Source organism: Sulfitobacter sp. TBRI5 (genome assembly GCF_051013555.1).
Classification (GTDB): Bacteria; Pseudomonadota; Alphaproteobacteria; order Rhodobacterales; family Rhodobacteraceae; genus JL08.
In genome coordinates, this window is the sequence record NZ_CP112884.1 from 2,454,582 (window position 1) to 2,478,368 (window position 23,787).

Annotated in this window: 25 protein-coding genes; 15 read left to right on the plus strand and 10 right to left on the minus strand. The window is 61.5% G+C overall.

Annotation, left to right across the window (positions count from 1 at the left end; genetic code table 11):
- Window positions 1–42: 42 nt before the first annotated feature.
- Both OLX72_RS12340 and OLX72_RS12345 read left to right on the plus strand, forming a co-directional pair.
- The gene (locus OLX72_RS12340; protein ID WP_114872353.1) at window positions 43–861 is read left to right on the plus strand and encodes an MBL fold metallo-hydrolase; all 819 of its coding nucleotides are present in this window, start codon (window positions 43–45) and stop codon (window positions 859–861) included.
- 39 nt (window positions 862–900) lie between these two features.
- Window positions 901–2,319, plus strand: a complete 1,419-nt coding sequence (locus tag OLX72_RS12345; protein WP_433988770.1) for an FAD-binding oxidoreductase — start codon at window positions 901–903, stop codon at window positions 2,317–2,319.
- A gap of 44 nt (window positions 2,320–2,363) precedes the next feature.
- Here OLX72_RS12345 and OLX72_RS12350 read toward each other — a convergent pair whose 3' ends face one another.
- The 3 genes from OLX72_RS12350 to OLX72_RS12360 are packed head-to-tail and all read right to left on the minus strand — an operon-like array spanning window position 2,364 to window position 4,419.
- Entirely contained in the window at window positions 2,364–2,894 is a 531-nt protein-coding gene (locus OLX72_RS12350; RefSeq protein ID WP_114870999.1) for an adenine phosphoribosyltransferase, read from the minus strand.
- An 8-nt stretch (window positions 2,895–2,902) separates the two neighbouring features.
- Entirely contained in the window at window positions 2,903–3,535 is a 633-nt protein-coding gene (locus OLX72_RS12355) for a LysE family translocator (RefSeq protein WP_114870998.1), read from the minus strand.
- Window positions 3,532–4,419, minus strand: a complete 888-nt coding sequence (locus OLX72_RS12360; protein ID WP_114870997.1) for an S-methyl-5'-thioadenosine phosphorylase — start codon at window positions 4,417–4,419, stop codon at window positions 3,532–3,534. Before OLX72_RS12360 ends, OLX72_RS12355 begins: the two co-directional genes overlap by 4 nt.
- A gap of 203 nt (window positions 4,420–4,622) precedes the next feature.
- Between OLX72_RS12360 and OLX72_RS12365 the strand changes: the two genes are divergently transcribed.
- Both OLX72_RS12365 and OLX72_RS12370 read left to right on the plus strand, forming a co-directional pair.
- Entirely contained in the window at window positions 4,623–6,251 is a 1,629-nt protein-coding gene (locus tag OLX72_RS12365; RefSeq protein ID WP_114870996.1) for a SulP family inorganic anion transporter, read from the plus strand.
- A 75-nt stretch (window positions 6,252–6,326) separates the two neighbouring features.
- A complete protein-coding gene (locus OLX72_RS12370; RefSeq protein ID WP_433988771.1) occupies window positions 6,327–7,631 on the plus strand; it encodes a ferredoxin reductase family protein in 1,305 nt (434 codons plus the stop codon).
- Between the two features lie 259 nt (window positions 7,632–7,890).
- Here OLX72_RS12370 and OLX72_RS12375 read toward each other — a convergent pair whose 3' ends face one another.
- Window positions 7,891–8,496 (minus strand): flavin reductase family protein, encoded by a 606-nt coding sequence (locus OLX72_RS12375; RefSeq protein WP_114870994.1) that lies wholly within the window; start codon window positions 8,494–8,496, stop codon window positions 7,891–7,893.
- A gap of 91 nt (window positions 8,497–8,587) precedes the next feature.
- Between OLX72_RS12375 and OLX72_RS12380 the strand changes: the two genes are divergently transcribed.
- On the plus strand, window positions 8,588–9,082 hold the full coding sequence (locus OLX72_RS12380; RefSeq protein WP_114870993.1) for a GNAT family N-acetyltransferase: 495 nt from the start codon (window positions 8,588–8,590) through the stop codon (window positions 9,080–9,082).
- A gap of 51 nt (window positions 9,083–9,133) precedes the next feature.
- Window positions 9,134–9,901 carry an EcsC family protein gene (locus OLX72_RS12385; protein WP_114870992.1) on the plus strand — a complete coding sequence of 256 codons (768 nt, stop codon included), beginning with the start codon at window positions 9,134–9,136 and terminating at the stop codon, window positions 9,899–9,901.
- Between the two features lie 71 nt (window positions 9,902–9,972).
- Here OLX72_RS12385 and modC read toward each other — a convergent pair whose 3' ends face one another.
- Genes modC through modA form a run of 3 tightly spaced genes read right to left on the minus strand, consistent with a single transcriptional unit; the run spans window position 9,973 to window position 12,516 of the window.
- Window positions 9,973–11,076 carry a molybdenum ABC transporter ATP-binding protein gene (gene modC, locus OLX72_RS12390; RefSeq protein WP_433990462.1) on the minus strand — a complete coding sequence of 368 codons (1,104 nt, stop codon included), beginning with the start codon at window positions 11,074–11,076 and terminating at the stop codon, window positions 9,973–9,975.
- The gene (modB, locus tag OLX72_RS12395) at window positions 11,069–11,767 is read right to left on the minus strand and encodes a molybdate ABC transporter permease subunit (RefSeq protein WP_433988772.1); all 699 of its coding nucleotides are present in this window, start codon (window positions 11,765–11,767) and stop codon (window positions 11,069–11,071) included. The genes modC and modB overlap by 8 nt, the downstream gene beginning before the upstream one ends.
- Window positions 11,767–12,516 carry a molybdate ABC transporter substrate-binding protein gene (gene modA, locus OLX72_RS12400; RefSeq protein ID WP_114870989.1) on the minus strand — a complete coding sequence of 250 codons (750 nt, stop codon included), beginning with the start codon at window positions 12,514–12,516 and terminating at the stop codon, window positions 11,767–11,769. Before modA ends, modB begins: the two co-directional genes overlap by 1 nt.
- A gap of 188 nt (window positions 12,517–12,704) precedes the next feature.
- Between modA and OLX72_RS12405 the strand changes: the two genes are divergently transcribed.
- The 5 genes from OLX72_RS12405 (at window position 12,705) to OLX72_RS12425 (ending at window position 16,283) form a co-directional block, all read left to right on the plus strand.
- Window positions 12,705–13,178 (plus strand): NUDIX hydrolase, encoded by a 474-nt coding sequence (locus tag OLX72_RS12405; protein WP_114870988.1) that lies wholly within the window; start codon window positions 12,705–12,707, stop codon window positions 13,176–13,178.
- 70 nt (window positions 13,179–13,248) lie between these two features.
- Window positions 13,249–13,680, plus strand: coding sequence for a DUF1178 family protein (locus tag OLX72_RS12410; protein ID WP_114870987.1), 432 nt, complete (start codon window positions 13,249–13,251; stop codon window positions 13,678–13,680).
- A 3-nt stretch (window positions 13,681–13,683) separates the two neighbouring features.
- Window positions 13,684–14,328, plus strand: coding sequence for an SDR family NAD(P)-dependent oxidoreductase (locus tag OLX72_RS12415; protein WP_433988773.1), 645 nt, complete (start codon window positions 13,684–13,686; stop codon window positions 14,326–14,328).
- A gap of 114 nt (window positions 14,329–14,442) precedes the next feature.
- Window positions 14,443–14,847: an OsmC family protein gene (locus tag OLX72_RS12420; protein ID WP_114870985.1), complete on the plus strand. Its 405-nt coding sequence runs from the start codon at window positions 14,443–14,445 to the stop codon at window positions 14,845–14,847.
- Between the two features lie 197 nt (window positions 14,848–15,044).
- Window positions 15,045–16,283, plus strand: coding sequence for an aspartate kinase (locus tag OLX72_RS12425; RefSeq protein WP_114870984.1), 1,239 nt, complete (start codon window positions 15,045–15,047; stop codon window positions 16,281–16,283).
- Here the strand turns inward: OLX72_RS12425 and OLX72_RS12430 are convergent.
- On the minus strand, window positions 16,280–16,948 hold the full coding sequence (locus tag OLX72_RS12430) for an ureidoglycolate lyase (RefSeq protein WP_114870983.1): 669 nt from the start codon (window positions 16,946–16,948) through the stop codon (window positions 16,280–16,282). The genes OLX72_RS12425 and OLX72_RS12430 overlap by 4 nt on opposite strands.
- A 29-nt stretch (window positions 16,949–16,977) precedes the next feature.
- On the opposite strand from OLX72_RS12430, the gene OLX72_RS12435 reads away from it, so the two are divergent.
- Both OLX72_RS12435 and ptsP read left to right on the plus strand, forming a co-directional pair.
- Window positions 16,978–17,190, plus strand: coding sequence for a hypothetical protein (locus tag OLX72_RS12435; RefSeq protein ID WP_433988774.1), 213 nt, complete (start codon window positions 16,978–16,980; stop codon window positions 17,188–17,190).
- A 14-nt stretch (window positions 17,191–17,204) separates the two neighbouring features.
- Window positions 17,205–19,448: a phosphoenolpyruvate--protein phosphotransferase gene (gene ptsP / locus OLX72_RS12440; protein WP_433988775.1), complete on the plus strand. Its 2,244-nt coding sequence runs from the start codon at window positions 17,205–17,207 to the stop codon at window positions 19,446–19,448.
- Window positions 19,449–19,533: 85 nt separating this feature from the next.
- Here ptsP and OLX72_RS12445 read toward each other — a convergent pair whose 3' ends face one another.
- The gene (locus OLX72_RS12445) at window positions 19,534–20,049 is read right to left on the minus strand and encodes a GNAT family N-acetyltransferase (RefSeq protein ID WP_433988776.1); all 516 of its coding nucleotides are present in this window, start codon (window positions 20,047–20,049) and stop codon (window positions 19,534–19,536) included.
- 45 nt (window positions 20,050–20,094) lie between these two features.
- Window positions 20,095–20,898, minus strand: coding sequence for a phytanoyl-CoA dioxygenase family protein (locus tag OLX72_RS12450; protein WP_433988777.1), 804 nt, complete (start codon window positions 20,896–20,898; stop codon window positions 20,095–20,097).
- A 380-nt stretch (window positions 20,899–21,278) separates the two neighbouring features.
- On the opposite strand from OLX72_RS12450, the gene OLX72_RS12455 reads away from it, so the two are divergent.
- Window positions 21,279–22,286 (plus strand): ornithine cyclodeaminase family protein, encoded by a 1,008-nt coding sequence (locus OLX72_RS12455; protein WP_433988778.1) that lies wholly within the window; start codon window positions 21,279–21,281, stop codon window positions 22,284–22,286.
- On the plus strand, window positions 22,286–23,764 hold the full coding sequence (locus tag OLX72_RS12460; RefSeq protein ID WP_433988779.1) for an aromatic amino acid lyase: 1,479 nt from the start codon (window positions 22,286–22,288) through the stop codon (window positions 23,762–23,764). Before OLX72_RS12455 ends, OLX72_RS12460 begins: the two co-directional genes overlap by 1 nt.
- The last annotated feature ends 23 nt before the right edge of the window (window positions 23,765–23,787 follow it).

A 23,787-nucleotide genomic window follows, 5' to 3' on the forward strand; every position in this document is an offset into this window, starting at 1 on the left:
CCCCCTAGACCTGTCCCGCCGCTGCGCTATCTTTCAGTCATGTTGCTTCGGTTGATCCTGCTTTTTGTGCTGATTGCAACGGCGTCCAACGCACAGGACCGCCGGCCAAGCCACTGTATTGCCATTGCGCAAGCCGATCCGCAGATCGAATACCTCCACCAAGCCAGCTACCGCGCGCCGGTGCCGGATTTTTCGGTTCGCCTGCAATACATCGCCCATGCCAGTTTTCTGATCCAGACCCAAGGCGGGCTGAACGCCGTGACCGATTTTACCGGATTTGTCGGCAATGTGCCCCTGATCCCCGACGTGGTCACGATGAACCATGCCCATGATACGCACTGGACGGCCTATCCCGATCCGGCGATTCCCCATGTTCTGGAAGGGTGGGGGCCGTTCGGTGAAGGCATCGACCATCATCTTGATCTGGGCGAGATGCTGGTGCGCAACGTATCCACCGATATCCGGTCGCAATTCGGCGGGCGCGAAGATAACGGAAATTCGATTTTCGTGTTCGAGGTGGCGGGCCTGTGCATCGGCCATCTGGGCCATCTGCATCACGAACCCAATGATGCGCAATATGCTGCGCTGGGGCGTCTGGATGTGGTGATGGCACCGGTCGATGGCGGTTATACGCTGGATTTGCCGACGATGACGCGGGTGCTGAAACGGTTGAAATCATCTGTCGTTGTTCCGATGCACTGGTTCAGCACCTATGCGCTGGATGCGTTTCTGGTGGGCATGGCAGACGAATTCGCGATCGAACGGCGCGACAGTTCCGCGCTGACGGTTTCGCTGCGCGATCTGCCGAACCGTCCGACGATCATCGTGTTGCAGCCCGAATGGCTGCGTGACACCGAATAGCGGCTTGCGTTTTTCCCGCCGGCGCGCTTTGAAAGACGCATGAGCCTTGCCCCCGCCACAGACCTGTTTCGTGATCATCTGCGCAGCCTTCTGCCGCAGGATGTGTTTCGCGATTCTGCGGCGCATTATCTGGAAGAACCGCGCGGCCAGTTCGAAGGGCAGGCAGGGCTTGTGCTGTGTCCGGACAATACCGAACAGGTGGCCACAATCATCCGCGAGGCCGGTGCCGCCCGTGTTGGCGTGATCCCCTATGGTGGTGGCACAGGCGTGGTCGGCGGGCAGGTGTTGCCTGACGGGCCTGCGCCGGTGATCCTGTCGCTGGAGCGGATGAACCGGGTGCGCGGGCTGTACCCGCTGGAAAACGTGCTGATCGTCGAGGCGGGTGTCATTCTGGCCGATGTGCAGGCCGCGGCCGAAGCCGCGGACCGGCTGTTTCCGCTGTCGCTGGCGGCCGAAGGATCGGCGCGGATCGGGGGCAATCTGGCCACCAATGCCGGTGGCGTGAACGTGCTGCGCTATGGCAATACCCGCGATCTGTGCCTCGGGATCGAGGCGGTGTTGCCCGACGGGTCGATCTGGAACGGGCTGTCACGCCTGCGCAAGGACAATACCGGGTATGATCTGCGCAACCTGCTGATCGGATCCGAAGGCACATTGGGCGTGATCACCGCCGCCGCGCTGAAACTTTCCCCGCGCCCTGCCGGAACCGGCACCGCGATGATGGTCGTCCCGTCGCCCGAAGCGGCGATAGAACTGCTGGCGCTGGCGCGCGCGCAAATGGGCGAAGGGGTCAGCGCCTTTGAACTGATCCATCGTCAGGGCCTTGAATTCCTGAGCGAAACACTGCCCGATCTGCGCCAGCCTTTTGCCGACCCGCCCGAATGGAGCGTTCTGATCGAGGTCGGTCTGGCGCAGGGGCTGGATCCGGCACAGGCGCTGGAAACCCTGTTCGAAAGCGCGGCGGAAGCCGGCGCTGTCGTGGATGGCACCATTGCCCAATCCGAAGGGCAGCGCCGCGCGCTCTGGTCCGTGCGCGAACACATCCCCGAAGCCAACCGCCGCATCGGTGCGATCGTCAGTTCCGATATTTCCGTGCCCATCGGCGCGATCCCCGATTTCATTCGCGCAGGCGCCGGCCGGATTGCCGCGATCGGCAGTTTCCGGATCAACAGTTTTGGCCATCTGGGGGATGGCAACCTGCACTACAATGTGTTTCCGATGCCCGGAAAAACCAAACATGATCACCAGAACCAGCGCGATGCGATCAAACAGGCGATCCATGATCTGGTGCAGGAAATGGACGGATCGTTCAGCGCCGAACACGGGATCGGACGACTGAAGGTCGACGATCTGGAACGCTATGGCGATCCGGTCAAACTTGCCACGATGCGCGCGATCAAGACCACACTGGACCCCGTCGGCATCATGAACCCCGGCGCGGTGTTGCGCGCCCGTTAAGGGCGGTGCGGGTTTCCCGTATTTCTAGCAAAAAGAAGCAGGGGTTACACACCCTCAAAGGCGCAGAGTGCGTGCACATCCATGCCCAGTGCCTCAAGCCGTTTGCGCCCGCCCAGATCGGGCAGGTCGATTACAAAGGCACAGCTGAGGATCTTGCCGCCCAGCCGTTCGATCAGTTTGATCCCGGCCTCGGCTGTGCCGCCGGTTGCAAGCAGATCGTCGACAATCAGAACGGTTTCGCCGGGCTGGATCGCATCATCGTGGATTTCAACAACCGCCTCGCCGTATTCCAGGGTATATTCCTCGCTGATCACCGGGCCGGGCAGTTTGCCTTTCTTGCGCACTGGCACGAACCCGACGCTTAGCTGGTGGGCGATGGCGCCGCCAAGGATAAAGCCGCGCGCTTCCAGCCCGACGACCTTGTCGATGCGCAATCCGGCATAGGGGTGCAGCATCTGGTCCACCGCCATGCGAAAGCCGCGCGGATCGGCAAACAGCGTGGTGACATCGCGAAACAGGATGCCTTCATGGGGGAAATCGACGATGGTGCGGATATAGTCCTGAACGGTTTTCATGATGTTCCTTAAGGGGTTGTGCGGCGCAGGGTTGCGGTCAGTAGACCCATCGAGATCAGGGCAAGCCCGCCACCGCGCGTCAGCCACGTGATCACGCGGGGCCGTGCAATGGTGGTGCGCAGCCGGTCGGCCAGCAGCGCATAGGCCAGCGTATTGAGTGCCGCAAGGCCGACAAAGGTTGCGATCAGGATAATGAACTGCGGCGCCAGCGGTGCATCCGGGCGCAGGAACTGCGGCACGAAGGCAATGAAGAAGCCGATGGATTTCGGGTTCAGCGCTGTCACCGCCGCCGCATGGCCAAACACGCCGCGCGCACTGACATCGCCTTTTGTCACGACCGTGCCCAGCCCGCTTGAGGGCGCAGAGCGCAGCATTCTGACACCCAGATAGATCAGATAGACGGCACCGGCCCATTTCAGCACCGTGAATAGCGTGGCCGAGGTCAGCACCAGCGCGCCCAGACCCAGAAGCGACGCGGTCATCGCCACCAGATCACCCAGTGCGACACCGGCGGCAGATGCAACAGCCACGCTGCGCCCCTTGGACAGCGCATAGCTGAGCACCAGAAGAACCGTTGGTCCTGGGATCAGCAACAGCGCGGTCGAGGCGGCGACAAAGGCCAGCCAGAGATCAAGGCTCATGCCAGCACCCGCCCTGCAACGGCATCCAGTTTCGACAGGACCGCCGGATCGCGGGCCTCGGGGGCGGTCAGGATGGCATATTCCAGCGCGCGATCACAGCCGTGCGGGCAGGGCGCGCGGCTTTTGCCCAGCAGGTTCGGCAGCTGCGCCACCAGCGCGCGGGCCTTGTCGGCGTTGCCGGTCAGGGTCTTGATGATGTCGCTGATGTCCACTGCGCCGTGATCGGGGTGCCAGCTGTCGTAATCGGTGATCATGGCGACCGAGGCGTAGCACAATTCCGCCTCGCGGGCGAGTTTGGCCTCGGGCATGTTGGTCATGCCGATCACGTCACAGCCCCAGCTTTCGCGGTACATCCGGCTTTCGGCGATGGTGGAAAATTGCGGCCCTTCCATCGCCAGATAGGTGCCGCAGCGATGCACGGTGACACCGGCGGTTTTCGCGGCGGTTTCGCAGGCGTCACCAAGGCGCGGGCAGGTCGGATGGGCCAGCGATACATGCGCCGCGCAACCGGTGCCAAAAAACGATTTTTCACGTGAAAAAGTGCGGTCAATGAATTGATCCACAATGACAAAATCGCCCGGTGCCATATGATCGCGGAACGATCCACAGGCGCTGACGCTGATCACGTCTGTCATTCCAAGCCGTTTCAGGGCATCGATATTGGCGCGGTAGGGCACTGTCGTCGGGCTGTGCACATGGCCGCGCCCGTGGCGGGGCAGAAACGCCATGGCAACCCCGTCCAGCGTACCGGTCAGGATCGCATCCGAAGGCGCGCCCCAAGGGGTGTCCACATCCACCCATTCGGCATCTTTCAAGCCGTCGATATCGTAAACGCCGGACCCGCCGATCACGGCAAGTCGGGTGCGTAGGTCTGATGCTGTCATGATCCGGTCCGGTGATTGTGTTTGCGCCGGATCGTGATGGGTTGGCGGGGGGAAATCAACCCGTTCCGGGCGGGTTTCTGGCCGGTCAGACGGCGCTATGCGTCAGGCGCATGGCAGCATCCCGCGTGCAAAAGGTATCATTCCGGCCCGGTTCCGTCTAAGGACGCGCGAGCGCTTAGCCCCAATCCCTACAGGATCGTCCGATGAAAAAAGCCATTCTGGCCTCGTTTGCCACGCATATTGCCATGCCCGATCTGCGCTGGATGCCCGAAGACGGGCTGACACTGGACCGGTTGCGCATTGAAATTCTGGCCGGCCTGACCGTTGCACTGGCCCTTGTGCCCGAAGCTGTGGCCTTTGCGTTTGTCGCGGGTGTCCACCCGCTGGTGGGCCTTTACGCCGCGTTTCTGGTCGGGCTGATCACGGCGCTGATCGGCGGACGTCCGGGGATGATTTCGGGCGCCACCGGGGCGCTGGCCGTTGTGATGGTGGCGCTGGTGGCCCAGCACGGCGTCGAATATCTGTTTGCGACCGTGGTGCTGATGGGGCTGCTGCAGATGTTTGCCGGGATCATGAAGTGGGGCAAATTCATCCGTCTGGTGCCGCATCCGGTGATGCTTGGCTTTGTGAACGGGCTGGCGATCGTTATTTTTCTGGCCCAGATGAGCCAGTTCAAGGTGCCGGGCACGATGGTGGATACAGGCCACGGCATGTCGGGTGGCGAATGGCTTTCGGGGATGCCGCTTTATATGATGCTGGCGCTGGTGGCGGCGACGATGGCGATCATCTGGGTGATGCCGCGCATCACGCGCATCGTGCCGGCGCCTTTGGCGGGTATCGGGATTGTCGCTGCAGTGGTGATCGGATTCGGGCTTGATGTGCCCCGCGTCGGGGATCTTGCCTCGATCAAGGGCGGGCTGCCCAGCCTGCACATCCCGATGGTGCCGCTGACCTTTGAAACCTTCAAGATCATCCTGCCTTACGCGGTTATTCTGGCCGCCATCGGCCTGATCGAAAGCCTGCTGACGCTGAACCTTGTCGGGGAAATGACCGGGCGGCGTGGCGGGGCAAGCCAGGAATGTATCGCCCAGGGCGTGGCCAACACCGTCACCGGGTTTTTTGGCGGTATGGGCGGGTGCGCGATGATCGGACAATCGATGATCAACGTGAAATCGGGAGGTCGCACGCGGGTTGCGGGCATCGCGGCGGCGCTGTTTTTGTTGCTGTTCATTCTGGTCGGATCCTCGGTGATCGAACTGATCCCGCTGGCGGCGCTTGTCGGCGTCATGTTCATGGTGGTCATCGGGACATTCGCGTGGAATTCGCTGACCATCCTGCGCCGCGTGCCGAAAATGGATGCGTTCGTGATCGGTCTGGTCACGGTTGTCACGGTGATGGAGGACCTTGCCGTGGCTGTCGTGGTCGGGGTGATCGTGTCGGCGCTGGCCTATGCGTGGAACAATGCGCGCCGCATTCACGCCAACACATTCATTTCCGACGAAGGCGCCAAGGTATACCGCGTTCAGGGGCCATTGTTCTTTGGGTCAAGCGACGGGTTTGCCGAACTGTTCGATCCCAAATCCGACCCTGATCTGGTGATTGTCGATTTTGCCGACAGCCGCGTTGTGGATCAGTCCGCGCTTCAGGCGATCGAAGCCGTGGCGCTGAAATACGAAGGGCAGGGCAAACAGATCCAGTTGCGCCACCTCAGCCGTGATTGCCACCGTCTGCTGAAGAAGGCGGGGCACCTGATGGTCGACAGCGATGATGACCCCGATTACGAACTTGCGGTGAATTATTCCGTGCGCACGGGGATTCTTGGCGGGCACTGATCCGCGCTGAGTTGCCCTGACCCGCGCTTGAGCCAGATCATATCCGGGTGCGGGCGTCTGTGTAGACTGGCGCGCATGAAGCCATTCTTTCTTATCGGTTTTTATGCCATTTCGGTCACGCTGCCCCTGATACTGTCCTGGGCGGTCGGGGGTGCGCCGCGCCCTTTCCGGCAGGAACTCGCCTCGGGTCTTGGGATATTGGCGTTTTCGATCATCCTGACCGAATTCGTACTGTCGGGCCGTTTCAAAAGCATATCCAAAGGCATCGGCATGGACGTGACGATGCGGTTTCATCAGATGATGGCGCGCACCGCGCTGGCCTTTGCGCTGCTGCACCCGTTTCTCTACGCTGGCTCGCCCGCAGGGGGCGTGCGGCCATGGGATTCGATGCGGCGGATGACACTCACTACCGATTTTTCCGATCTGGTCACCGGCATCGCTGCATTCCTGTTGTTGCCCAGCCTTGTCCTACTGGCCATCGCGCGCACGCAACTGGATTACAAATACGAAACATGGCGGCTGATGCACGGGCTGGGGGCGCTGGTAATCGCCTTGCTGCTGTTTCATCACACCATCTATGCGGGGCGCTATGGGTCGCAGCCCGAACTGGTCTGGCTATGGGGCACAATGACGGCCGTCGCGGCGGGATCACTGGTCTATGTCTACCTGATTGTTCCGCTGAGACAGCGCCGGTTGCCGTGGCGCGTTACATCGGTTGTTCAGATGACACCCAAACAATGGGAGCTGACACTTTCACCGCAAGGGCATGCGGGCATGACCTATGAGCCGGGCCAGTTTGTCTGGCTGAATGTCGGCAACAGTACCTTTTCCCTAAAGGAAAACCCGTTTTCGATCAGTTCCGCCCCCGCTGAAGGGCCTGATATGTCTTTTCTGATCAAGGAACTGGGTGATTTCACCGACACAATCGGACAGATCAGGCCGGACACGCGCGCCTATCTTGACGGGCCTTATGGCAACCTTTCGGTTTCGGGGCGCGATGAACCCGGTGTGGCGCTGATTGCAGGCGGGGTGGGGATTGCGCCGCTGCTGGGGATCATCCGGCAGATGCGCGCAACCGGTGATCCGCGCCAGCGCAAGCTGATCTACGCCAACCGGACAGAACAGCAGATCGCCTGCCAAAGTGACCTGAATGGCGAAGATGTCACCTATGTGCTGTCCGAACCGCCGACAGGCTGGGCCGGGGAAACCGGATATGTCGATGCCGGGGTGCTGGATCGTGCGTTTTCAGAGGATGCATTCAAAAACTGGGTTTTTGTACTCTGCGGCCCAAAGGCAATGCTGGACAGCGTCGAAGATGCCCTGATCGCGCGCGGTACGCCATCTTCGCGCATTCTGTCGGAACGGTTCGAATATGATTAGGTCTGCGCGAAACCGTCCTTTGCGCCAGCGCGTTTCCCGCGCCATCACCGCGTTGAACATCACGCTGGTTCTGGTTCTGATCGTCTTTGCGCTGCGTTAGGGTGTGCGGCGGAAAGGCCTGCAAAAATTAACCTTTAACGGTTCATTAGCTTGTTTCGCATGCGAAAACATCTGCGCGATCTGCCGGCCGGAATGGCGGAAATTGCGCTGATCCTTGGAAAATTGCGGGCCTTTCGCGCGCAACTAAGCCGCCGAAACCTTAATCATCCGGGCGTTTAAGCTCGAACACATCGCGCACATGGGTGTAATCGCGATACCCCATCCGCGCCAGCGGCTGATAGGTTGTCACGTCAAAGCGGCCGTCTTTCAGGCAATCGTCACGCAGGTGGATGCCAACGACTTCGCCCAGAACCAGAAAGTTGCTTTCCCCCAGCAGGGGCACGATCTGGTTCAGCCGGCATTCCAGCGCGGCGGGGGCATCGGACACGCGCGAACAGGCAATTTCGCGGCATTCGGTGCGCGCGATGCCGGCGCGGTCAAATTCGTCCACGTCCTTGTCATAGGTGCCCGAACTGACATTCATCACATCGCGCATTTCATATTCCACGATGTTGACGCAAAACACGCCGGTGTCGCGGATGTTGGCAACGCTGTCCTTGGTCGGGCCGCGATCCGGTTTGGCCCCGGTCGAGGCAAACATGACCTGCGGCGGCACATAGGCCACGGCATTGAAGAACGAATAGGGTGCAAGATTTTCTGAACCGTCCGCACCACGGGTCGAAATCCAGCCGATCGGGCGCGGTGTCACGATGGCATTGAACGGATTGTGGGGCAGGCCGTGGCCATCGGCGGGGCGGTAGAACATTGCACTCTCCTGTCTTTTGCCCCATCCCTAGCGCCGTGTCGGGGCGAAGGCCACCACCAAGCGCGAAAAACGGGCCGAAGGGAAACGGGCGGTGTATCATCTGCAACCAGAGCAGGACGAAGATTACTGGGAGGTCGAGGCGCTTTATGATCTGTGCTTTGCGCCCGGACGCGAGGCGCTGTCGTCCTACCGTCTGCGTGATGGTGTGCCCGCCGTCGCCGATCTGTCGCTGGTTGCGCGTGATCCGGATGGTATTCTGGCGGGCGCGATCCGGTTCTGGCCGGTCTGGGTCGGGCCTGCACCGGCGCTGTTGCTGGGGCCGGTCGCGGTGCACCCGACCCGTCAGGGCGAAGGTCTGGGCGGGGTGCTGATCGCCGACAGTCTGGGTCTGGCGCGCGCCAGCGGCTGGCAACGGGTGATGCTGGTGGGTGATGCGCCCTATTACAGCCGATTCGGCTTTGCGCGTCTCAGCGGTGTCGACATGCCGCCCCCCACCAACCCGGAACGCGTTCTGGGCCATGATCTGCAACCGGACGGCTGGCGCGATGTGACGGGCACGGTGCGATCCTGGGCGGCCAAGGCTTGAAAGCGCGCGTGCGGGTGCCGATCTGTAAGGCACCCTGAAAGGACCGCAAGAATGCACGATACAACCGAACTGATCCCGATCGATGTTGATGCCGAACTTGACCGGCTGGCGCTGCGCTATCGTGCGGCGGGCGGCATCGGCGTGCAGGTGTTGACCCTGTTTGGCGGCAAGGCCGAAGGATTGCTGGATCAACTGCCTCGTCCGGTACGCGCCGGTCTGGAAGAGGGGGCGGCCAGAGCGCTAAAAATCGCGATGCGTGCCGCGCAGGGGTCACGCGATGTGGTGCCCGATCAGGCCGGATGGCTGAACACCGCAGCGGCCACCGCCATGGGGGCTGCGGGCGGCTTTGGCGGATTGCCCACGGCGCTTGCGGAACTGCCGGTGACGACAACTGTGTTGTTGCGTGCTATTCAGGGTGTGGCCAAGGAATATGATTTCGACCCCGCGGCGGAAAATGTCCAGTTCGATTGCATTCAGGTCTTTGCCGCGGCAGGGCCTTTGGCCAACGATGATGGCGCTGATCTGGGGTTTCTGTCGGTGCGTCTGGCGCTGACCGGCGGCGCGGTGCAGGGGCTGATTGCGCGGATCGCGCCACGGCTGGCTACGGTGCTGGGGCAAAAGCTGGCGGCGCAGACCGTGCCGGTGCTGGGCGCGGTTGCAGGCGCGGCGACGAATTATGCCTACACCAGCTATTATCAGGAAATCGCGCATGTGCATTTCGGATTGCGCAAACTGGCGATTGACGGCGATGTGGCCCACGCCGATCTGGTCGAGCGGTTGCGAACGCGGATGATCGCGGCCCGGCCTGCGGATCGCTGAGCGCGCCGGCCGCTGCAAACGTAGCGCGGGCTTTCCCGTATTTTTGGCAAAAAGAATGACAGGCTGCCGCCCTAAAGCGTAGGGCGTGTCAATCCGATGCTGCCACGTGCCACGGTGGTGGCTTTGACGATGGCATGGCATGTCACGCCGGGGGCAAGGCCCAGTTCGCGCACCGCGCGCAATGTCAGGCGCGCCAGCAGGCGGTCCTGTCCGGCGCTGAGCGCGATGGCGGCGCCGGGGCCTTCGCCGGTGTGGATGCTTGTGACGGTGACCGGCAGGATATTGACCGAGGAGAGGCCTTCGGGGCGGCTGCGCGACAGGATCACATCCTGCGCCAGCACCCGCAGGCGCACCTGCGCGCCGATCGGGGCCGCCACACCGGGCAGTTCCAGCGCGCCGGCGCTGGTCGTGAGAGTGCTGAGCCCGTCCGGCGCATGATCTGTCACGGTCGCAACAAGGATTGATCCGGCCTCGCGCACACCGATCAGCGGCACCGCCGCCGGATCGGACAGAACATCGAACACATCGCCCTGCGTGGCGACCTGCCCCTGTTGCAGCAGCACGATCCGGTCGGCAAGGCGGGCGATTTCATCGACCGCATGGCTGACGTAAAGAATGGGCACCGCGCCACCGGGCGCATCGCGCAACTGTTCCAGATAGGGCAGGATTTCTTCCTTGCGGGGGCCGTCCAGTGCGGCCAGCGGTTCATCCATCAACAACAGGGACGGGGCGGGAAACAGGGCGCGTCCCAGTGCCACCCGCTGTTTTTCGCCCCCTGAAAGGGCCGCGGGGCGGCGGTTCAGCAGGGGGGCGATGCCCAGCAGATCGATCAGTTCGGCGCGCGCGGCGCGTGACAGCGGGGCGGCTGCGTAGCGCAGCCCGAATTCCAGATTTTGGGCGACATTCAGATGGGGAAACAGGCGCCCGTCCTGAAATACATAGCCCAGATTTCGCTGGTGCGAGGGGCGGTTGATGCGCTTTGCGGTGTCCAGAAGATCGGTCTGATCCAGCCTTATATGGCCCTGATCCGGTGTGATCAGCCCGGCAATGGCATTGACCAGCGTGGTCTTGCCCGCGCCCGAGCGCCCGAGGATCGCCGTCACGCCCGCGCCGGCGTGAAAGGCCACATCAAGGCGGAACGCGCCAAGGCGGTGGGTCAGCGCGACATCAAGCATCCTGCCCCGCAATCCGGCGCGCGACACGGCGCGCCAGCCATTCCGACACCACAACAGCTCCCAGCGCAACGATAAGCGCAAGTGCTACCAGTCGCGCGGCCGCGCCTTCCCCGCCGGGCACCTGCAGGAACGCGTAGATCGCCGAGGGCAGGGTCTGGGTCTGGCCGGGAATATTGGCGACAAAGGTGATCGTGGCACCGAATTCGCCCATGGCCTTGGCAAAGCCCATGACCGCGCCCGCCAGAACACCGGGCAGGATCAGGGGCAGGGTGACGCGGGCAAAGATGGCATGGCCCGGTGTTCCAAGCGTTGCGGCGGCCTGTTCAAGACGGGGATCGACCGCTTCGATCGCAAGGCGAATGGCGCGCACCATCAGCGGAAAGCCCATGATGCCCGCCGCCAGCGCCGCGCCGGTCCAGCGAAAGGCAAAGCTGATGCCGAACCAGTCATACAGCAGGGCCCCGACCGGCCCGTTGCGCCCGAAGCCGATCAGCAGCAGGTAGCCGGTGACGACAGGGGGCAAAACCAGCGGCAGGTGCACCGCCGCGTTCAGCACCGATTTGCCCCAGAACGATTTGCGCGCCAGCACCCACGCCACCCACAAGGCCAGCGGCAGCGCCACCAGCGTCGCTGTCAGCGATACTTGCAAAGACAGGGCAAGGGCCGTCCATTCAGCTTCGCTCAGGGCCATCAGGACGGATCCAGCGGCACAAAGCCATTGGCGGCAAACACCGATCTGGCTGTGGCCGTGTCGAGAAAATCCAGAAAAGCCGCGCCCTCCGTTGTCAGTGGTGCGGCGGCGTAGCGAATGTGCGGATGCTGATCGGACGGCACATTGTAAACCACCGATACGGCGGGTTCGGCAATGGCATCACTGGCGTAGACAATGCCCAAAGGGGCCTCTTGGCGCGCGACATAGGCCAGCGCGGCGCGCACGTTTTCGGCTTCGGCCAGATGTGCGGACAGTTCGGGCCAAAGCCCGGCGGTTTCAAGCCATGCGCGGGCATAGATGCCGGCGGGAACACTGTCGGTCTGGCCGGTGGCCAGCCGCCCGCCGTTAAGCGTCTTCAGCAGAACACCGGGCTGGTCGGCTGCGATTGGATCGTGGCCTGCGGGGGCGATCACAACCAGCGTGTTGCCCAGTATCATGCGGGTTTCGTCCGGGTTGACGATGCCCTGATCCTGCAACCAGACCATCCACTGCGGATTGGCCAGAATGACCAGATCGGCGGGAGCGGACTGGGCCACCTGGCGGGCTATCGCGCCGCTGCCGGCATAAGACAGCGTCACATTGCCCTGCCAATCCTCTGCTATATCATCCAGAGCGGTCTTGAGGCTAGCGGCGGCAAAGACGGTCACCGGCGTGTCGGCCTGTGCGACAGGCGCGCACAGCATGACCACAGCACAGACCAGCACCCGGATGTTGAGCCTTAAGGTCATCTGGCCTCGTTTATCCTTCCGGTCGGGTGGCAAAGTCTGCTCTGGCGGGCGAAATTCGGTGTAAAATCCCCGCGCGCAACGATAAAACCGAGTTGGCAAGGACGCAATAGAGGGATTAATAAAGCAAAAGACACTTCATTCTGTGCCATTATTCATGTATGACTATTAAAAAAAACAGGTATGGGCCAATGACTGCCCCTTTTGTCAAACAATTGCCCATTTCAGTTCGGGCCGATAACAAGAGCGATGTGCGCACCCAGTTTGCAGCACTGTGCTACCGTGTGAAAAGTGGTAAGATCGAGGTTCTGTTGATCACATCGCGCGGCACGGGGCGCTGGATTGTGCCCAAGGGCTGGCCGATGGACGGGCAAACCCCTGCGCAAAGTGCGATGCAGGAAGCGTGGGAAGAGGCGGGCGTTGTCGGCAAGGCATATGATCGCTGCCTTGGGCTTTATTCCTATACCAAAGTGATCGCGCCGAAAGCCGGGTTGCCCTGCGTGGCGATGGTGTATCCTGTTGCGGTGAAATCGCTGCAATCAGACTATCCCGAGGCTGGAGAGCGCCGGCGCAAGTGGTTCAGCCAGAAAAAGGCGGCGCAAATGCTGCAAGAACCGGAACTGGCGCGCATTGTGCGTGATTTTGACCCCAAGATGTTGCGCTGATCCGGATCAGGATGCTTGCGCTTGGCCTTTGCAGGCTTAAGTATGGCGTGTCAGACCAAGAGTATCACGCATGATCCAGTATGCTTTGAAATGTAAGGACGGCCACAGCTTTGACAGTTGGTTCCAGTCGGCGGATGCGTTTGAAAAACTGCACCGCGCGGGCCTGATCGAATGCGCGGTCTGTGGCGATGGCACTGTGTCCAAGGCGGTGATGTCACCCAGAGTGAATTCTGCCGTGGCAAACGTGCAAAAGCCCGAGCGCGCCTTGTCTGAACCGGCGTCGCCCGCGCAACAGGCACTGGCGGAATTGCGCAAAACCATCGAAAAGAACGCGGATTATGTGGGCAACAGGTTTGTCGAAGAGGCGCGCGCGATTCACGAGGGAACGGCGCCGGAACGCGCAATCTATGGCGAGGCGCGTCTTGAAGATGCGAAAAAGCTGATGGATGAAGGCGTGCCGGTAGCACCGCTGCCCTTTAGCCCAAACCGGAAGGTGAACTGATCCATGCATGTTTTGATTACGGGGGCCAATCGCGGCATCGGCGCCGCGCTGGCGGCAACCTATCGCGCGAACGGGGCGGATGTGACCGGTACGGCGCGCGACGGATCGGGCGATGCGATGCTGGATGTGACCGACCCGAACAGTCACGCGGCATTGGCGCGGGCGATGGACGGGCGGGCAATTGATCTGCTGGTGTGCAATGCGGGCGTATATCTGGACAAGGGGCAATCCCTTGCGGACGGGTATGGGGCCGATATGTGGGCACAGACCTTTGCCGCCAACGTCACGGGCGTATTTCTGAGCATTCAGAGACTGCTACCGTCCCTGCGCCTGTCGGATAGGCCCAAGATCGCGATTATTTCATCGCAGATGGCATCGGATACCCATGCGCCGGGGGGCAGTTACATCTATCGCGGGTCCAAGGCGGCGGCGCTGAACCTTGGGCGGAACCTTGCGGTTGATCTGAAACCGGCGGGCATTGCCGTTGGCATTTACCATCCCGGTTGGGTGCAGACGGATATGGGCGGGCCTTCCGCTTCGATCACGGTTGATCAGGCAGCCGGTGGTCTGGTGCAGCGGTTTGCGGATTTGTCACTAGCCACCACGGGCTGTTTTGAAACCTGGGATGGGCAGGCGCACGCGTTTTAAGCGCTTTGAGCGGACGCCAAGTTCGCCAAGCGGCGGGTTGAACTGGATCATCCGGCTTGACACGGCCGATCCGATTGCAGGACAGTTTCAGCATCTTCGGTTGAGAGATGCCCCATGCAAGTCGATGTACAATTGCGAAATCTGCCCGGCACCGGCGCGGCAGTCGGCTGGGCGGGATGTCACACGATCATTGCCGATAGACCGGAGGGAAAAGCCGGTGGCCTTGGCCTTGGGTTTAACGGTGCACAGCTTCTGGCGCTGGCTATAGGCGGTTGTTTTTGCAATGATTTACGATACGTCGCGCAAGAGCTAGGTGCAGAGCTGTCCGAGATTTCGGTTCAGGTGTCGCTAGTACTGGAGGGCACACCGCTGTTGGCCACTTCTGCCCTTATGACGGTCAAATGCTCTGTTCTTGACGGGTCTGATCCGGCGCCCATTGTCGAGCAGGCAAAGAAAAGCTGCATGGTCAGCAATTCCCTTACCAACGGCATACCCGTTTCAGTGGTGTCTGCCCCATAGCGGGCTGCTGCGTTCCAACCAATCCGATTGCGCTGCGGTGCGGGCCGGTCAAGGGGGCATGGCTGACCTTTGACATATGCGTCAAACCCCTATTGTTGATCTGATGTCGCACCTGCACATCCGGCGCGCTGTGCCACTTGCCCTTGGACGCGCCGCCGCGTAAACCCGCCCCGTTCAAGGCGTGTGAAGGAAGATCAATGCCGGTTCTTGTGATGAAATTCGGTGGCACATCGGTTGCCACGCTGGACCGGATCAGGCGGGCGGCCAAGCGCGTGGGCGTGGAAGTGGCCAAAGGCTATGATGTGATCGTGATCGTGTCGGCCATGTCGGGCAAAACCAACGAACTGGTCGGCTGGGTGCAAGAGACATCGCCCCTGTTTGACGCGCGCGAATATGATGCGGTCGTGTCTTCGGGTGAAAACGTCACCGCCGGACTGATGGCGCTGACCCTGCAGGAAATGGATGTTCCGGCGCGCAGCTGGCAGGGCTGGCAGGTGCCGGTGAAAACCACATCGGCCCATTCCAGCGCCCGGATCGAGGATATTCCCCCCGAAAACATCCGCGCGCGGTTTGCCCAGGGCATGCGCGTGGCGGTTGTGGCCGGATTTCAGGGCGTCAGCCCCGAAGGGCGCATTACCACATTGGGGCGGGGCGGCAGCGATACGACAGCCGTGGCCTTTGCCGCCGCGTTTCAGGCGGAACGCTGTGATATCTATACGGACGTGGACGGGGTTTACACGACCGATCCGCGCATCACGTCCAAGGCGCGCAAGCTGGACAAGATCGCGTTCGAGGAAATGCTGGAACTGGCATCGCTGGGGGCGAAAGTGTTGCAGACCCGGTCTGTTGAACTGGCGATGCGTTACAAGGTCAAGCTGCGGGTGCTGAGCAGTTTCGAGGAACAATCTGACACGGCGGGAACGCTGGTGTGTGATGAGGATGAGATCATGGAAAGCAATGTAGTGGCCGGTGTGGCCTATTCGCGCGACGAGGCGAAGATGACGCTGGTGTCGGTGGCCGACCGCCCCGGGATTGCCGCGCTGATTTTTACCGCGCTCAGCGATGCGGGCGTGAACGTGGACATGATCGTGCAGAACATTTCCGAAGAAGGGCGCACCGACATGACGTTTTCGTGCCCGACCGATCAGGTGGCACGTGCGCAAAAGGCCATGGCCGATATCAAGGAGTCCGGCGTGCTGAATTTCCACGATCTGATCGCGGACACGGATGTGGCCAAGGTTTCGGTTGTCGGTATCGGGATGCGCAGCCACACCGGTGTGGCGGCCAAGATGTTCAAGGTTCTGAGCGACGAACGGATCAACATCAAGGTGATCACCACGTCCGAGATCAAGATTTCGGTGCTGATCGACCGCAAATACATGGAACTGGCAGTGCAGGCGCTGCACGACGCGTTCGAGCTGGAAAAAGCCGGCTAAAGCGTTCTGAGCTTGTCCGCCACAAGCGGGCAACACAGGTAAACGCCGAATTCGGTTCCGATATCAGCGCTGACACGCGCGTGTACGGCACCCTGACGATCCAGAAAACGCTGCTGATCCTGCGTTGGAAACACGCCTTCGTGCCAGATGCCCGCGTGGATATAAAGACCCTGCGCGCCGTCACACCAGAATGCGATCACCTTGTCCGGGGTCAGGTTGTCACCGGGAAGCGCGACGGGCACGACAAAGGGCTTGTTGTCCAAGGGAAAAAATAGCTGTCCCCCGTCGGGGTGGTAATTCATGTGCCACAGCAGAACCTGATCACGGGGTGCAGTCTGGCGATCGCTCTGAGCCTGTTGCGGATCGGCAGACCACCCCAGAACATAATGCCCTGAGACGGCTTCGTTCTCGCCATAGAGAACATCACCTTTCCAGTCGCACTTGAATGTGCCCTCGACAAAGCCGCCTTCGTCGCCGGTGCCTTCGTCGATGGGGCGCCAGCCCTGCTGGGGCCAGCGGGTGATTTCGATATCGAATGCCGCCGGATCATCCACCAGACATCCGTATCCTTTGACCGTTGCATCGGTCGCGCGCACCAGCGGAACCTCGTGCCATGGCAATGATGGTTTTGAACTGGCTTCGAAGATGTATTGCGGTTGGTTCATGGGAACTGGCCCTTGATTGATGCGCCACGATGGAAGAATTCTATATTGCTTTGAAAGGACAGATCAATTCTCATCATCGGTACAAGCGATCAGGGAACATCGGTTACATGCGTAATTTTTCGGCAGGTTTGCGCGGGGCGGGCAACGGAAATGGCCATGCAGGCAGAAATGGCGTTTCGCTTTCACACGCGCTGTTCTATAGAGTGGCGCTGGGTGCCAGCCAAGCGGTGCCTGACGTCTAGGTTTGGATGATGTAATGCCGGAACGCACAGAATCAGAAAGCCGCCGGTTGCTGGGGCGTTTGCGCGATGCGATGGCCAGCGATGAAGCCGGGCAGGCTCGTCTGAACAAGATCACGCATCTGATCGCGGATTCCATGCGGTCCGAAGTGTGTTCAATCTATCTGTTTCGCGATGACGTGACGCTGGAATTGTGTGCCACCGAAGGGCTGAAACCGGAATCAGTTCACCAAACCCGCATGAAACTGGGCGAAGGTCTGGTGGGGCGCGTCGCAAAAAGCCGCCAGATCATCAACACCCCGAATGCACCCGGTGCCAAAGGCTTTCGCTACATGCCGGAAACCGGAGAAGAGGTGTTTTCATCCTTTCTGGGCATCCCCGTGCAACGATTGGGCGAGGCGCTGGGCGTGCTGGTGGTGCAATCGCGCGAAGCCCGGGAATTTTCCGCCGATGAGGTCTATGCGCTGGAAGTGGTTGCGATGGTTCTGGCCGAAATGACGGAACTGGGCGCGTTTGTTGGTGAAGGTGCTGCATTGTCCGCACGTCACCAGCAACCGGTGCTGATCCGTGGCACCACCGGGCAGGAAGGTGCGGCAGAGGGCCATGTCTGGCTGCATGAACCGCGTGTTGTCGTCGCAAATCCGATTGCAGATGATCCCGCCGTCGAATTGAAACGCCTGCAAAACGCTGTCGAGGAATTGCGCGTTGGCGTGGACAAGATGCTGGATATGGCGGCGATCGGGGACAAGGAACAACGCCAGGTGCTGGAAGCCTTCCGGATGTTCGCCAATTCCAAAGGCTGGATGCGCCGGATGGAAGAGGACATTGCCCGCGGTCTTTCGGCCGAGGCGGCGGTGGAAAAGGAACAATCGCTGGCGCGCAGCCGCATCGGACAGGCGCAGGATAGCTATCTGCGCGAACGGCTGAGCGATCTGGATGATCTGAGCAACCGGTTGCTGCGCATCCTGACAGGGCAGGGCAGCGAAACCGGCGCGGAAATGCCGGCTGATCCGATCCTGATCGCCCGCAATATCGGTCCGGCAGAGTTGCTGGATTACGGCCGGTCGCTGCGCGGGATCGTACTGGAAGAGGGATCCGTGGGCAGCCACGCGGCGATTGTCGCACGGGCGCTGGCCATCCCGTTGGTGGTGCGGGCGGGCCGGATCATCAGCGAAGCGCTGAACGGCGATCATGTCATGGTCGACGGGGATCAGGGTGTTGTGCATCTGCGCCCCGATGACAGCGTTGTCACCGCGTTTCGCGACAAGATCGCGATGCAGGCGGATGCGCTGGAACGCTATGCATCGATCCGCGACAAGCCTGCGGAAACCAGATGCGGTGCCGTGATCGGGATGCATATGAATGCCGGCCTGATGGCGGACTTGCCATCGCTGGACGGGTCGGGCGCCGAAGGTGTGGGCCTGTTCCGGACGGAATTGCAGTTTCTGGTGCGCAACAAGATGCCCACCAGAACCGAACTGGCCGCGCTTTATGCGCGGGTTCTGGATGCCGCGCACGGCAAACGGGTGGTGTTTCGCACGCTGGATATCGGATCGGACAAGGTCCTGCCCTATATGAAACCGACGGACGAACCCAACCCCGCGCTGGGCTGGCGTGCGATCCGTGTGGGGCTGGACAAGCCGGGGATCATGCGGATGCAGTTGCAGGCGCTGTTGCGCGCGGCCAACGGGCGCCCGCTGACCGTCATGTTCCCGTTTGTGGCGCAGTTCGAAGAATACCGCGCCGCGCGGGCAGAGGTGGACAAGACCATTGCGCGCGAAAAACGGCTGGGCCATGTGCTGCCGGAAACCATTGAAATCGGGGCGATGCTGGAAACCCCGTCACTGGCGTTCGCGCCGCAGAAGTTTTTTGATGAGGTCGAATTCCTGTCGATCGGCGGCAACGATTTGAAACAGTTTTTCTTTGCCGCGGATCGTGAAAACGAACGGGTACGGCGGCGCTATGATACGCTGAACGTCAGTTTCCTGAGCCTGATCGAAAAGATCGTGGAGCGCTGCGCTATCTCGAACACGCCGCTGTCGTTTTGTGGTGAAGATGCAGGCCGCCCGATCGAAGCGATGTGTCTGGCCGCCATCGGGTTGCGCACCCTGTCGATGCGCCCGGCCTCGATCGGGCCGGTCAAAAGCCTGTTGCGCCGTGTCAATCTGGACGAGGTACGCCAGGTGATCGCGGACGCGCGCCATCGCGGTGACATGTCGGTGCGTCCGGCGATCATGGAATATCTGCGCGCACAGGGGTAATGCGTTCAAACGGGATGGCCGGTTTTGGGCGCCAGTGTTGGATTTTCCGTATTGTTGGCAAAAAAGAACGGCAAGGGGGCGCGTATTACGGACCCCAGACTGCCGGATCCATCCAAGGTGCGGGCAGTGAAAGCGTTCCTGCCTGTAACGGGGCCTGTTGCGCCAGCACTAGCGATTGCCATGCGTCCGCCCATGCATCGGGAACCGGACAGGGCGGCATCACATCGCGTTCCGGCATAAACCCGAAACGCCGGTAATAGGCCGGATCGCCCAAGACAAAAACCTGTGCAATGCCGATGGCGGCAAGCTGATCCAGCCCGGCACGCACAAGTTGGCTGCCCCGCCCCTGTTTCTGTTGTGGCGGCGCAACCGCCAGTGGCCCCAAAAGCGCGCCCCTTTGCAAGCCCGGTTGGGTATCGCCGAACGAGAACAGGAGATGCGCCATCAGGGTATCGCCCTGAAAACCGGCAAGCGACAGAAGCTGTGCATCGCAGGCCAGCAGACGGGTCACAAGCTGTGTCAGGTCTTCCTCCGGGAAGGCCTGCGGGTAAAGCGCCATGATCTGCGCCATATCGCCGGGGGTTGTTTCGCGGATGATCATCGGGTTTCGGTGGCGGTGCTGTGAGGGACGGCGCGCAGGGCAGGGCTATGCATCACGGGTGTAAAGCACCGGAAACCAGTCTTCGCGCAGGCGTTGCCCGTCTTGCATGTCATGGCCCGGAAACGGTGGTGAGGTCGGCCCCGGACGGGACACATAGCGCGCATCATCCCCGACAAGGCGCAGGGAAAACGCGCGGCGCCGGGCGGTGCTGGTATTGCCGCGCGCGCCGTGCAGTACGTGGTAGTGAAAGGCCACAGCATCGCCCGGTGCCATATCCCATTCGCGGATATCCATGCCTTCGGCGTCGGGGTCCGGTACGGGCATGTAATCATCTTCGTTGGGATAGAAGCTGGTTTCGGACAACCAGCGCGTCGGTAGGACCGGTTTGGGCCACATGTGGCTGCCCGCGACGCAGCGCAGGCTGGCCTCTTTCACCGGATCGACGGGCGACCAGAAGCTGACGGTCTGGCGGCCTTCTACGAAATAATAGGGGCCATCGCTGTGCCACGGGGTGGGTTTGGACGTGCCGGGTTCCTTGACCAGAACGTGATCGTGGAACATCTGCACTCGGTCCGATTGCATCAGGTCTGCGGCCACTTCGGCGGCGGGGGATCGCGCGATAACGTCCTGAAACGGGGTGATGCGCTGCCAGTTGCAGTAATCATCAAAAAACCGCCCTGCTTCGCCCTGTTTCAGGTTTTCAGCGGCATAGGGGCCGGGATCGGCCATGTTTTGGGCAATACCGTCGCGCAGGGCATCGACATGATCGGCGAACAGGCCGCGAATGATGACGACGCCGTCCTTCTGGAAGGTGTCGATGTCGGATTGCGAAATCAGGGGATGTGGCATGGAATGCTCCGCTAGCAGGATGGCGCGACTGTGTGGCCTGCTTTGGCGAAAGTCCAGAGTGGTGTGTGGCGTTTTTTAGATGGAAAACTATAGAGGTGAGTGGGGGATAGCAGCACGTAATGCGATTTATATGCTCGAAATTTAGGGAAATAGCCCGAATTTTTTTCACAAAAGCGATTATATGCTGTTTTTACCCACATTGCACCAGATGGCGCGCAGCGCGGGCTTTAAATGCGCTGCCTGCGGTTGGAAATCCTGCGCGGAAGGGCCCTGAATGCAGTCCGGCGATAAATCAAGGCTGGACCTTGGCTGGCGGAAACGATTGAAGTTGCGGCGAAAGGTTCTGCCTGACCTGACCGCGATTGCAAAAGGAACATGCCATGACAATGCCCCCGGTTTATTTCGACTATCTCAACCGGTTCGATATCGAAGATCTGGCGCTGACGGACGCCGAAATTCTGGCTGCGATCGAAGACAGCCTGACCATGCAGGGCCGCGGCGAGACCGAGATTGAACCGCGCACCCATATCCGCCCGCGCGCCGGCGTCGAGGGGCATTTCAATGTCTTGCGCGGCTGGATCGGCGGCGAGATCGACAGCGCGGGGGTCAAGGTGGTGGGCGACTTTGTCGACAACTACAAGGACGGGCGGCCCAGCGAATACGGGCTGCTGACCCTGTTTGATCCGCGCAACGGCGCGCCAAAGGCGCTGGTGGATGCCACCGGCATCACCGAAATGCGCACCGGCGCGATCACTGCGCTGGGCGCGAAATATCTGGCCCCTAAAAACCCCAAGGTGTTGGCCCATATCGGCGCACGCGGCACGGCCTACTGGAATATCCGCCTGCTGTGCCACCTGTTTGATTTTGAAGAGGTGCGCGTGCATTCGCGCCGCCCCGAAAGCCGCGAGGCCTTTGCCGCGAAACTGGAGGCCGATCTGGGGCGCAAGATCGTGGTGACGGAGGATTGGCAAAGCTGTCTGGAAGGCGCCGACATCATGGTCGAGGCATCGCGCCTGCCCGAGCCCAAGGTGATGTTCAAAACCGAGTGGGTCAAAAAGGGCGCGCTGGTCATTCCCTATGGCACGATGTCGACGGTCGAATTGAACCTGACGGATATCATGGACAAGGTCGTGATGGACGACTGGGGGCAGGCGCACGGGATTTTCGGCGCCTTGCGGGCGCATGTGGACGCGGGCAAGCTGACGGCGGACAATTTGCACGCCGAATTGGGACAGATCGTGGCCGGGGAGAAACCGGGACGGGAAAGCGCGGATGAAACCATATTGTTCTGGCATCGCGGGCTGTCTTTGTCCGATATCGCGCTGGGCCATATGATGCTGGGCAAGGCCGCCGCAATGGGAATCGGCCAGCGGCTGAGGTTTGCGTGATGATGCTGGGCGCGGAGCCCGTCACGCTTGAGGCGTTTGCCGCGCTGCTTTCACGGCGCGGGCAGCTTGATGTGCAGGACGATGTGCGCGCGCGTCTGGCAGAGGCGCGCCGTGTGGTGGATGCCGCCGCTGCGGGGGCGGCGCCGGTTTACGGGCTGAACACCGGATTGGGGGCCAATCTGGGCCACCGGATTGCACCCGAGGATATTGCCGCGTTCCAGCACCAGTTGATTGCGGGGCGGGCGGTGGCCACGGGCGCGCCGCTGCCAGAGCAGACGGGGCGCGCGGTGCTTTTGGCGCGTATTCTGTCGGCCTGTGCGGGACATTCGGGAATGTCGCTGCCGGTGTTTGATCATTTATGTGCGGTGTTTGCGACTGGGCTTTCGCCTGTTGTGCCGCGCTATGGGTCGATCGGGGCGGGGGATCTGACGCAGAACGCGGTATGGGCGCTGGCACTGTTGGGGCAGGGCGATATCTGGGTTGATGGTGTCCTGACAGAGGCGGGCGCGGCGCTGGAAGGGGCCGGTCTGACGGTTCCGGAGTTGCAGCCAAAAGATGCGATGGCCCTGATCAATCACGGCGGGTTGAGTACCGCACTGGCCGGCGAGGCGCTGTTTCAGACCCGACAGAACCTGCGCCAGTCGCGTGCGGCAACGCTATTGTCTTACACAGGCTACGGGGCCAATCGGGATATTTTTGCGCCTGAAATCAATGCGCTGCGCCCTGCGCCGGGTCAGGCGGATGTGGCAGCATGGTTCGGGGCGCAGATCATGGACACCGAAAATGCGCCGCGCCGCATTCAGGATGCGCTTAGCTTTCGGGTGGTGGCGCCGGTTCTGGGCGCGGCGGTGGATGCCGGCGCGCGGGCGGCCGCGATCTGGCAGGATGAGGCGAACGGTACACCCGACAGCCCTGTGGTTCTGGGCCGTCAGGCAATGGTATCGACGCCGAATTTTCATGCACCAGCCCTGGCGCTGGCACTGGATCATGTGGCGCTTGCGATGGCCATGGTGGCCAATGGGTCGGTTCAGCGGATACAGCGGATGATGAACCCCGATCTGACCGGATTGCCAAAATACCTCAGCCCGGTGGGCGGGGCATCGGCGGGGATGGTGCCGTTGCAGAAAACGGCGGCGGCCCTGCTGGGCGATGTGCGCCGCCACGCCATGCCTGCCGCGCTTGATCCGGCACCGGTGTCGGATACGGTCGAGGATATGGCGGCGATGACCCCCGCCGCGGCGATCAAGCTGGGTGAGCAAGGCATGCCCTTTGCATTGCTGTGCGGGGCCGAGGCGGTGGTGGCGGCGCAGGCGATGGATTTGCGCGGTACCTGCCCCGCCGGTTTGGCGGGCGAATTGTATGCGGCGTTGCGCGCAGAGGTGGCGATGGTTCAGGCTGACCGGCCTTTGGGTGGCGACATTGACGTTGCAAGCCGCTTGCTGGAGCGTGTCTGCGCGCAAGAAACATGTGAAATCTGAAAATGGGGACTACCTGAGCCTCA

Coding starts and splice junctions, on each gene's coding strand:
- OLX72_RS12430 (WP_114870983.1), bottom strand. CDS start 16,948: ATGAACCAACCGCAATACATCTTCGAAGCCAGTTCAAAACCATCATTG.
- OLX72_RS12445 (WP_433988776.1), bottom strand. CDS start 20,049: ATGATCATCCGCGAAACAACCCCCGGCGATATGGCGCAGATCATGGCG.
- OLX72_RS12415 (WP_433988773.1), top strand. CDS start 13,684: ATGCATGTTTTGATTACGGGGGCCAATCGCGGCATCGGCGCCGCGCTG.
- OLX72_RS12460 (WP_433988779.1), top strand. CDS start 22,286: ATGATGCTGGGCGCGGAGCCCGTCACGCTTGAGGCGTTTGCCGCGCTG.
- OLX72_RS12420 (WP_114870985.1), top strand. CDS start 14,443: ATGCAAGTCGATGTACAATTGCGAAATCTGCCCGGCACCGGCGCGGCA.
- OLX72_RS12365 (WP_114870996.1), top strand. CDS start 4,623: ATGAAAAAAGCCATTCTGGCCTCGTTTGCCACGCATATTGCCATGCCC.
- OLX72_RS12425 (WP_114870984.1), top strand. CDS start 15,045: ATGCCGGTTCTTGTGATGAAATTCGGTGGCACATCGGTTGCCACGCTG.
- OLX72_RS12375 (WP_114870994.1), bottom strand. CDS start 8,496: ATGTTCTACCGCCCCGCCGATGGCCACGGCCTGCCCCACAATCCGTTC.
- OLX72_RS12450 (WP_433988777.1), bottom strand. CDS start 20,898: ATGCCACATCCCCTGATTTCGCAATCCGACATCGACACCTTCCAGAAG.
- modB (WP_433988772.1), bottom strand. CDS start 11,767: ATGGCCCTGAGCGAAGCTGAATGGACGGCCCTTGCCCTGTCTTTGCAA.
- OLX72_RS12410 (WP_114870987.1), top strand. CDS start 13,249: ATGATCCAGTATGCTTTGAAATGTAAGGACGGCCACAGCTTTGACAGT.
- OLX72_RS12350 (WP_114870999.1), bottom strand. CDS start 2,894: ATGAAAACCGTTCAGGACTATATCCGCACCATCGTCGATTTCCCCCAT.
- OLX72_RS12360 (WP_114870997.1), bottom strand. CDS start 4,419: ATGACAGCATCAGACCTACGCACCCGACTTGCCGTGATCGGCGGGTCC.
- ptsP (WP_433988775.1), top strand. CDS start 17,205: ATGCCGGAACGCACAGAATCAGAAAGCCGCCGGTTGCTGGGGCGTTTG.
- OLX72_RS12385 (WP_114870992.1), top strand. CDS start 9,134: ATGCACGATACAACCGAACTGATCCCGATCGATGTTGATGCCGAACTT.
- OLX72_RS12355 (WP_114870998.1), bottom strand. CDS start 3,535: ATGAGCCTTGATCTCTGGCTGGCCTTTGTCGCCGCCTCGACCGCGCTG.
- OLX72_RS12405 (WP_114870988.1), top strand. CDS start 12,705: ATGACTGCCCCTTTTGTCAAACAATTGCCCATTTCAGTTCGGGCCGAT.
- OLX72_RS12370 (WP_433988771.1), top strand. CDS start 6,327: ATGAAGCCATTCTTTCTTATCGGTTTTTATGCCATTTCGGTCACGCTG.
- modC (WP_433990462.1), bottom strand. CDS start 11,076: ATGCTTGATGTCGCGCTGACCCACCGCCTTGGCGCGTTCCGCCTTGAT.
- OLX72_RS12345 (WP_433988770.1), top strand. CDS start 901: ATGAGCCTTGCCCCCGCCACAGACCTGTTTCGTGATCATCTGCGCAGC.
- modA (WP_114870989.1), bottom strand. CDS start 12,516: ATGACCTTAAGGCTCAACATCCGGGTGCTGGTCTGTGCTGTGGTCATG.
- OLX72_RS12435 (WP_433988774.1), top strand. CDS start 16,978: ATGGAAGAATTCTATATTGCTTTGAAAGGACAGATCAATTCTCATCAT.
- OLX72_RS12455 (WP_433988778.1), top strand. CDS start 21,279: ATGACAATGCCCCCGGTTTATTTCGACTATCTCAACCGGTTCGATATC.